The 9,454-nt window shown below is 50.4% G+C and carries 8 protein-coding genes and 1 tRNA gene; 3 read left to right on the forward strand and 6 right to left on the reverse strand.

Translation table 11 applies throughout. The annotated features are described in order from the left end of the window. Together WCO51_05540 and WCO51_05545 are read right to left on the reverse strand one after the other, a co-directional pair. The coding region (locus tag WCO51_05540; protein MEI6512724.1) for a ribose-phosphate pyrophosphokinase-like domain-containing protein at window positions 1–188 on the reverse strand (188 nt) is incomplete at its 3' end. Window positions 189–256: 68 nt separating this feature from the next. Then, on the reverse strand, window positions 257–808 hold the full coding sequence (locus WCO51_05545; protein MEI6512725.1) for a hypothetical protein: 552 nt from the start codon (window positions 806–808) through the stop codon (window positions 257–259). A 188-nt stretch (window positions 809–996) separates the two neighbouring features. Between WCO51_05545 and WCO51_05550 the strand changes: the two genes are divergently transcribed. The 3 genes from WCO51_05550 to WCO51_05560 all read left to right on the forward strand — a co-directional run bounded on the left by WCO51_05550 (window position 997) and on the right by WCO51_05560 (window position 3,959). Further along, window positions 997–1,079 (forward strand) — tRNA-Leu (locus WCO51_05550). A gap of 157 nt (window positions 1,080–1,236) precedes the next feature. Then, a complete protein-coding gene (lpdA, locus tag WCO51_05555) occupies window positions 1,237–2,646 on the forward strand; it encodes a dihydrolipoyl dehydrogenase (GenBank protein ID MEI6512726.1) in 1,410 nt (469 codons plus the stop codon). A 281-nt stretch (window positions 2,647–2,927) separates the two neighbouring features. Then, window positions 2,928–3,959, forward strand: a complete 1,032-nt coding sequence (locus tag WCO51_05560) for a BMP family ABC transporter substrate-binding protein (GenBank protein ID MEI6512727.1) — start codon at window positions 2,928–2,930, stop codon at window positions 3,957–3,959. Window positions 3,960–3,985: 26 nt separating this feature from the next. On the opposite strand, the gene WCO51_05565 is transcribed toward WCO51_05560, so the two are convergent. The 4 genes from WCO51_05565 to WCO51_05580 all read right to left on the reverse strand — a co-directional run bounded on the left by WCO51_05565 (window position 3,986) and on the right by WCO51_05580 (window position 9,394). Continuing rightward, window positions 3,986–5,179, reverse strand: coding sequence for a heparan-alpha-glucosaminide N-acetyltransferase domain-containing protein (locus tag WCO51_05565; protein ID MEI6512728.1), 1,194 nt, complete (start codon window positions 5,177–5,179; stop codon window positions 3,986–3,988). Window positions 5,180–5,188: 9 nt separating this feature from the next. Next, a complete protein-coding gene (locus WCO51_05570) occupies window positions 5,189–6,094 on the reverse strand; it encodes a uroporphyrinogen decarboxylase family protein (protein ID MEI6512729.1) in 906 nt (301 codons plus the stop codon). 594 nt (window positions 6,095–6,688) lie between these two features. Further along, on the reverse strand, window positions 6,689–8,197 hold the full coding sequence (locus tag WCO51_05575) for a sulfatase-like hydrolase/transferase (GenBank protein ID MEI6512730.1): 1,509 nt from the start codon (window positions 8,195–8,197) through the stop codon (window positions 6,689–6,691). Between the two features lie 198 nt (window positions 8,198–8,395). Next, complete coding sequence (locus WCO51_05580) at window positions 8,396–9,394, reverse strand: Gfo/Idh/MocA family oxidoreductase (protein ID MEI6512731.1); 999 nt, start codon at window positions 9,392–9,394, stop codon at window positions 8,396–8,398. Window positions 9,395–9,454: the final 60 nt, after the last annotated feature.

The raw sequence follows: 9,454 nt of genomic DNA on the forward strand, positions 1-9,454 counted from the left end.
GGCGGCGAAGTCGGTTGGATAATATAGCAATCGCATCCTCGCACGCTTTCGTTAAAAGTAACGTAAGTCTCACCATCATCAGGTCTACGGACGGCCACATCACCTAAACTTACTCCTAGGCAAGATGCAACCGATCGGGCAAAGTCAGTATGTGCTGTACCCGCAAAAACTTTCAGTGGACCTTCCATTAGAACGCCATCCTTAAGAAAACAAATAAACTGGGCGGATTTGTATATCCGCCCAGTGATGAGAATAGTTAGAACTTATAACCAAACATTGCGGTTAAGCCATTCCCACGCGTTGTGGTTGTGCCTTGAAAAGCATTGAACCTATCGGTAACAAGATAGCTACCTTCAAGGAAAATCTTATCCGTAAGGTCGAGACCAACGACAGCTCTGGCGGCAAATTTGCTATTGCTCGGTCCGCCGACGTCACCTACGACCATACCGACTCCAACTCCCACATAAAGTCGAAAGTCGGAAATTGAGCTTTGAGTGACGGTAAAGTTCTCCCCTAAAATAATAGGGAATACTGTATTGTGACCTCTGCCCCAGTTGCGATTATATAAATCAAACGAAAGGACAGTCTCAGAATTTTTCCCGAAAAGTCCGGGGCCAGCAATATCGAGGCCAATGGCGCCCCAGACATCGCTCAAATCTTTTACAACTTTTTCTGTTGGGAAATAAGCTCCTGCGCGAGCGCGCAGTTCAAGCTTATCCCAATAAGAATCTACTGCGTTAGCTTTAGGAACTACGCACAACAACATTGCAAATACTACACCTAAAATCACATTTCGAGTGAGGTTCATATATGAAGTCCTCCTATTAAGGGCATTCCATGCCCTTCCAGATTTACCGGCGCTTTCCATCGTTTCCCGCCAGCTTTCTTTAATGATACGGAACCAGCCGGGATTTGTCAACCTTTGGTTAATTGTAATTGAAAATGCTTAGTAGGTGAAAGCTAAAGTTTCGAGCGGGTATACTTCTTTCGTTACCAGCCCAGGTGGTGAAACGGTAGACACGACGGACTTAAAATCCGTTGGCAGAAATGCTGTGCGGGTTCGACTCCCGCCCTGGGCATAACGAAAAGAGGGTCTTATTTATGAAATCTCACGGCCCAGATAAATCTATCCAAAACGCTAGTATAGAAACGGCCGCCAGGCCGAAGTCTAACGTTTGTTTGTCCCTTATTATGGACATCCAGTCCATTCCCAAAATTGAGGAGGAACCTAAGCTCATGTCTGATACGAATTTTGACTGTGATGTGCTCGTGATCGGCGCCGGCCCTGGTGGCTATGTTGCTGCGATTCGCGCAGCCCAACTTGGCGGCAAGGTTGTATGCGTTGAAAAGGAATTTCTTGGAGGAACTTGTCTTAACTGGGGATGCATCCCCAGCAAGGCGATGATTGCGAACACCGAAGCCTACCTTCAAGCTCAACATGCCAGCGATTTCGGCGTTAATATTTCAGGGGATATAAAATTCGATTTTACTAAAATGATGGAGCGCAAGCAGAAAGTCGTCGAAACACTTCGCGGCGGCGTTGGAGCGCTCTTCAAAAAGAACGGCGTACGTCAAGTTCAAGGTACTGCCTCCCTCAAAGATGCTCATACAGTTGTTGTTACTGGGAGTAACGGAACCGAAGAGATCAAAGCTAAAAATATTATATTGGCAACCGGAGCCGCTGCCGTTAAGTTCCCAGTCAAGGGAATGGAAGACGGCCTTAACCTATGGACAAGTAACGATGCGGTCTCTGCAACTGCTGTTCCAAAGAGCATGCTCATCATCGGCGGCGGAGCGGTTGGTCTGGAATTCGCTTGGATATATAACGGTCTTGGTTCAAAAGTGACGGTTGTCGAACTTCTCGACCGAGTGCTGCCGCTCGCCGATCAAGACATCAGCAAGGAAATCGACCGTATCCTGACTAAGCAGGGCATCAAACTCCTACCCGGTAGTCAAGTTGATAAAGTCGAAAAGAAGGGCAAGTTAAACATCGCCAATATCACCACCCCTAAGGGACCGATTGAAGTCGAGTGTGAAATCGTTCTTCTAGGCGTTGGCCGCCGAGCTGTTACTGAAGGATTGAACTTGGAAGGCGTCGGAGTTGAAACGTATAACAAGGGCGTTGTGGTCAAGAACGATAAGATGCAAACAAGCGTGCCGAGTATCTATGTCGTGGGCGACCTCACCGGCGCTCAACAGCTCGCCCACGTCGCTTCGATGGAAGGCATCGTTGCTGCCTCAAACGCGATGGGGCATGCGCGCAAGATGGATTACCGCGTAGTCCCCAACTGTGTCTACACAGTCCCTGAAGTCGCCACGGTTGGTTTGACCGAAGAAGAAGCGCGCGCTCAAGGCTATGATGTTAAAGTCGGTAAGTATCAATTCCGAGCTTTAGGTCGCTCCATCGCTGCCAACGAGCGCGATGGTATCGTCAAAGTGGTCGCCGATAGAAAATATGACGAACTACTGGGCGTCCACATCATCGGCCCCCATGCGACTGACCTCATTCACGAGGCTGTTACCGCCATCAAGCTCGAAGCCACGGTCGATTACATGACCGACACCATCCACGCCCACCCCACCTTCGCCGAAGCCCTCCTAGAAGCCTACGAGGACATCCACGACGAAGCGATACATAAGGCGTAGTACGTATTGCGTATTTCGTATTCCGGATAAGAAATTAGAAGTCGGACCAGATCGAAGCAAGAAGCACGAAACACGATCCGGAAAATCCAAGACACCCCAAAGGGGTGTCATTCAGAACTGAAGGCGTGGAATTTGTCTGAAAAGTTGTGGAGGGGATTACTTCACAATCATCCTTGCTTTGACACCGATCATGTTGCTTTGTTAGCAGTGCAAAGTGACGATACTTTTGCATTTCCGAAATACAAACTACGCAATACGTAATACGATCATGGAGCGAAATTATGCTTAGACGTTATTGGTTTCTCGGAATTATTATCTTGGTTTTAGTCGCTGGCTGTGGCACTAATAAGAGAGCATCGCAAGGGTTTCAGGTGGGGATGGTTACGGATATTGCGGGGATTAATGACAAGTCATTTAATGCTTCAGGGTTTGCGGGCATGAAGCGGGCTGGGGACGAATTGAGCTTTGCCCCCAAAGTAATCGAGACCAAAGCGGCGGCTGATTATGTGAACAACCTTCAAGCGCTCGCTAACCAGAAATACACCCTCGTCATCGCCATGGGTTATCCTATTAGTGATGCGTTGAAGCAAGTAGCTCCCAGATATCGTCAAGTTAAGTTCGCTATTGTTGATGGCGATGCATTGGACTATTCAAACGCAGTTGCGCTTAAATTCCGCGAGCAGGAAGGTTCATTCTTAGCAGGCTACCTCGCCGGAGCAGTGTCTAAAACCGGCAAAATTGGCTTTGTTGGCGGAATGCCGGGACCACTGATTAAGCGTTTTGAAGTTGGCTATATCGCAGGCGCAAAGACCGCTAACCCTTCTATCAAAGTTGAAGTCGGTTACGTCGGAAGCTGGGATGATGTCGGCAAGGCTAAAGACTTGGCGCTCACCCAATTCGGTAAAGGCGCTGACATTATCTTCCAGGCATCGGGCAAAGCCGGCATGGGCGTTATTCAAGCTGCCAGCGAAAAAGGCGAAGGTTTCTTTGCCATCGGCTGCGATCAAGACCAAGACGGAGAAGCCCCCGGCCGTGTCCTCACCAGCATGGTCAAGCACACTGATAACGCGGTTTACGACTGCATTAAACGCACGCAAGCAAAGAAGTTTCAGAGCGGCATATTGAGTTATGGGGTTAAAGAAGATGGTGTTGGCCTCAGCCCGATGACATACACCAAAAATAAAATCAATCCAACCATTCTGGCAAATCTTGCTCAACTTACAAAACTTATAGCTGACGGAACACTTGTGCCACCGGCAACTGATGATGGCTTGACCAAGTTTGTGCCGCCGGTATTAAGTAAAACGAAATAAGAAATTGAGAGTTTGTGGTTAATTCGTTATAGTCTGAGGAATATCCTCTTTTTATAAAGCACCCATAGCACCAGCCACCAGAAGACGATGTAACTGACAGTGTAAAGCCAACCGCCGCTAATCCGGCCTATGTTATTGACCCAAAAGTTCAATATCCACTGTGAAAGATCGATGGCTTTCCCTGGTGCAACGTTTATTTGATACGTCTTTAGGACAAGCACCTTCACTAAGATCGGCGCAACATAGGCCAAAATGGCATTCGAGCCTAGAATTACCAAAGGGGTTGCCAACAAGCGCTTTCCGCCAGCATCAATCAAGAGGTAGAAAAGGCCAAGAACCAAAGTCCCGGTGCCAGCTGCAAGCAGAATATAAGAAGGGGTCCAGAACGGCTTGTTAAACCCAAGACTAAAGCTCCAAAACACTCCAAGCGCCACCAAAACAAGCCCAATCACTAACATCCATGCGGTCTTCCACAACTTGCTCAATTCTTCTTTCCGAATCAAATCGCCAACTGCGGTGCCAATCAAAACTAGCGCGGCTGTTGGAATAACCGATGGAATACCTGATAGGTTTACGCTGCTGAGATAGGTTTTATTGAAATAGTGAATTAAATTATTATCTTCCGCGAAGGCTCCAACAGGGGCGCCTGGGAATTGCATGTATTTAATGGCCGCCCAATAACCAACCAAAAACAAACCTGCGATTAACAAACGACGCACTAGATGCAGATCATAAAGCAAAGCGGCAACCAGATATGCTAAACCAATGAGTTGCAGCACACCCCGCACCACTATTCCATTTCCCCCAATACTTGTTATTAGAATTCCCAGGAGAACCAGGGCGACTGCTCTTCTAATTATTCGAACATCGTACCGCCATGCCGGAAGCCCAGTTCGACGAAACGCGGCTGCTGAGAACGGAATCGCCAACCCCACGCAAAAAAGGAACCAGGGGAACACCAAATCAGCCAAATGCACCCCTTGGTTAAACTTGGCGTGCATGAGCTGCAAAGGGGTAGCTTTGTCCAATGCCATGTTATTGACCAAAAGCATTAACAGAATGGTCAAGCCGCGAAAAGCATCAAGCGAGACAAGGCGTGGGGATTCAGGCTCATCGATTGGTATATTCGTTAGCGCTGAGACATATGTCGTTGAAGTCCCTGTTGAAGATCTAAATAATGGAAATTCCCACCGTCTGCGTTCTTTATTATCAAAACTCATCTTATTCCCTCAGAAGGTTGCATCTACAAAAGCTTTAATATTCTCCGGAGGCGTACCTGGAGGGATGTCGCAACCACTGCTCATTATCCAACGACTCTTACTTACTTCATTCTTGAGCTTTCTAGTTTCCTGCTGAACTTTTTCAACATTCCCAAAGCGAAGCACGGATACCGGGTCTAGGTTACCTCTTAATACGATTCTTCCTTGCGCAAGTTCGATAGCCTCTTCTGCAGGGACTTGATAATCGATATCGAGGAAATCAGCGCCAGTTGCAATGACATCATCGATAATGCTCCTGGTATCGCCGCAGATATGAAGCCCAACCGCGCCCCACCCAGCCTGTTTTAGGCCTTCTGCCAGTTTTTTATGGCAACCATGAACCGTTCTACGGTAGAGGTTCGGTGAAATGAAATTGGGTGAACAAGTAGCTTCCCCAATTGCCAACCCGTGCGCCCCTGTTCCTAACAGCCACTTTCCTACTTGCAGCGATACATCGGTTGTAAATTCAAGTATTTCGCTCGCCATTTCCGGTTCTTCAATCAAATCAATTAGTATCTGCTCAACGCCTCGAAGTTGTGATGCCATCAGTAAGGGGCCTCTTATGGTTGCTATGACGAAAGCCTCTCGCCCAATCTCGCGCACTACCTTTTCGACTGTCTTAAAAAACATTGGCAAACGCCCACCGCAAGTCGGGTCGATTCGTTTCAGGCCATTTAACTTTGAGTATTCATCCAAAAGCCATTCCTTGAGGACAGGCATGCCAGCAGGAGATAAATCAACACGCGCCCCGAGCGCTTCCGCTTCCGTCACGACCCCTAAAGAAAGCTGCACCCCATCATAACCAAACTTTCGATAGCCCTTGATCATCGTATCGGCCATGGAGTCGGCTTTAAGGTAGAAGTCTTTGAACGGCACTTCAAAAATTGTCGCCAGCGCAGAGTGAACTTCGGCACAACCGGCTGCCGGTCAGGCGTCTTCTCTTCAAATACAGCTTTTACTCTTTCAAGTCCTGTCATATAAATCCCCCATACACATCAGGCCGACAACACGAGTTGGCCTTTCGTAAAACATAGCTGTCAGCATTCAGCCGTCAGCCCGAAATAAGTCCGCTTCAATGTGAAGGCCTCCGAAACCCCCACCCTTCCATTCCCCGCCTAACGAGGCATATTGGACAAAAACACAATAACTTTACTAGGGGCAAAAATCGCCATCACAGACTAAGTAATGTTGCCTCGCATTTCTTAAGGCTGTCTATTTTCCTCGTTGGCCACACTTATACCTGCGACACCGCGGTTATATCAATCGTTTTAACGATGATCCAAGTGAACCCCTTTTGGGTTTGATATTTACATACAAAAGCTCGAAGGGGGGACTACCTCGTTATTGATATGAAATTCTCGGATAATTGCGGTAAACAGACTGAGTTCATTACAATAACATGCGTCCGAAAGATCAACCTCTTCACGCGGCAGGTGATCTTAGCCGTCTTGATCCAGCCGCCGAGAGCGCTTACGCGTAGTCGTAGCGGACCGCGCGCTTCTCCAATGGCTCCGCGAAGTCGATGATACGCCCGAGGAGATCCTGCCGCACCGCCGCATGTCCTGGATCCTCCCATCGGTTCACGATCTCTCCAGGGTCATCCTGCAGGTCGTAAAGCTCTCCGAAGGATTGTCCATGGTAATAGGTTAGCTTGTACCGCTCCGTCACGACAGTCTTGAGGCGAAGGGTTCGGGGATCGTCGACGGTCTCCACAAAAACCTGCTCGTGCATCGATTCGCACTGACCCTGAACAAGGGGCTTCAGGTCGACTCCGTCCATGTCACCGGGTACATCGATGCCCGTGAGAGACAGCGCCGTGGGGGCAAGATCCGCCAAGCTCACAAGGGACTTCACGACCGTGCCGGCATGCGCATGATTGGGAAACTGCACGATGAGGGGAACACGGATCAGCTCCTCATAGTGGAACGGCCCCTTCATCCACAGCCCATGGTCGCCCAAAAGCTCGCCGTGGTCCGAGGTGAAGACCACGAGGGTCGTGCGATCAAGCCCCGTGCGCGCCAAGAGATCGAAGATACGCGACATTGCCCGATCCACTAGCTCCACCAGTCCCCAATAGTACGCACGGCCCCGCCGCGCATCGTCAGGGGGAACATCGCGGTAGTCGGCCCCTTCTCCCTGGCCCGCCATGAAGTACGTGCCGCGGTAAGGGCTCTGCTCTAGCTTTCCCTCGTGCGCAATCTGGAAGAAGGGCGGCTTGTCGTCCAACTCCCCTGGAGTGTAACGCGGGAGCGGCGCCGAGGAGGGATCAAGGGTTCGGGCGTGCTCGACGGGCAGGGCATGAGGCGAATGAGGATCTTCGAAGCCAACGCTCAGAAAAAACGGCTTATCGTCACTGCTGGCACGTTCCAAAAAGGCGCACACTCGGTCCGCAGTCCAAGTGCTCGAGTGCAGCTCCAGCGGGATATCCCAGTCATAAGCTTCGCCCTGAAAAGTTGACGAAGAGCGCTTGTGTATCGGGAATGCGTCATCGCAAGGGTGACCGAGCTTTTCGTCCAACCAGCTTCCGTAGTGCCCTGCCAGCCCGAAGGTGGTGTGCCCCAGGGCAATCTCCACCTCGTCGAAGCCGTAGTACGGTCCGCGAAAGGCGGGGAAACGCTTTCGCCAGTTATCTATGCACTCGACAGAGACGTCGTTATCTCCCGCCCACGCATTGAAGTGAGCCTTGCCGATGAGGTGCGTCCGGTACCCGAGTGACTTGAGCCGGTGGGAGAGGAACAACTCCTCAGGGGGAACATCCACGCCCACATTCCAGGCTCCGTGACGGCCCATGTACTTCCCCGTAAGGATACTCGCACGGCTTGGCGTGCACACGGGGTTGGTGCAGTACGCACGCTCGAATCGAACTCCCCGATGCGCCATGGCATCAAGGGCCGGAGTCTTGGCGAAGGGAGCGCCGTAGCAGCCGAGCGAATCCGTCCGCTGCTGGTCGGTCGTGATGAAAATAATGTTCGGTTGCACGTTTGCCTCCAACCCTGCTCTGCTCGTACCCATGACCTGCCCCCCCCATTCTTTGAGCTTGTTGTTAACCCCACTTAATAATCCCACAGGGATGATGGCCGCTAAAGACGGTGGCTTTTGACCCTAAGCACTGTGCGGTCGAAGCTCATCCCTCATACGACCTTTGAAACTCTTCGCTATAACCTAACACCTTCTCCGCTAAACTCCCATCAACTGCGCTTGCGAGAGGATGGTCTCGGCGATTTCCATCGTTTTGACGGCGTCAGAGAAGTTAGAGGCTGGCATCGGGCCGCCTTTGATGGCGTCGATAAACTCGCGGTTCTTAGGGCGGAAGCCGCACCAATCAAGATAATTGTCGCTACAGGCCGCTTCTTGAGTAGTCATGCGCTTGCCTTCGTAGTCGCCGTGGTCGTAAAGTACCCCATCATTCTCATGCTCGACGGTGGCATAACAACCGGTCGAATGCATTTCGCAGCCAAAGATACGTCGGCCGGTACGCCAGCTATTCATCAATACACCCGTTGCGCCTGTGTCGAACTGCATCAGCCCTGTGATATAGTTGATATTGGGCACTTCGATACGTTTACAGGTGCTTTCAATGTCCACCAACTCACCACCGCAGAGCCATCGAAGTGTATCGATAGCGTGAACGCAATCATCGTACATATGGTCCGGTGCGCTCAGATTGGCATCATCGCACCATTTGTAGAAGGTACAAACCGCATGATTGATCGGGCCGCCTCGCTTGATGACCTCTTCCTTCATCTTCACCGCAATAGGAGCGATACGGCGCTGGAAGCTGACCTGGGTAATGCAGTCATGCTTCTCCGCCGTATAAGCCAGCATCCTCGCCATGTGAGCTGAGATACCCATCGGCTTCTCGATATACAAGTTGAACCCTTTGACGAGACAGTTTAGCCACACCTCAAACATGATATTCGGCTGGCCGATGGCATACACCGCGTCGGGAGCAACCTCTTCTAGCATCTTCTTATAATGCAAATCGTCGCCGACATATACCTTCGGAACGTTGTACTTCTCTGCCGCTTCTCGTGCGAGCTTTTCTTTAAGTTCGCAGACTGCTACAATCTCGACATCTTCAAACGAAGCAAGCGACGGCCAGTGAGCAGTATTCCCCTGCCCGCCAGCGCCGACCATTGCCACTCGAACTTTCCCAGGACTAGTCTTCTTAGCCATAAATCTCTCCTCATTTTCACCTGTCGATTGAGTTCACTTCGAATGTAAGGGCTGAGCTTG

The organism is bacterium (assembly GCA_037131655.1).
Taxonomy (GTDB): domain Bacteria; phylum Armatimonadota; class Fimbriimonadia; order Fimbriimonadales; family JBAXQP01; genus JBAXQP01.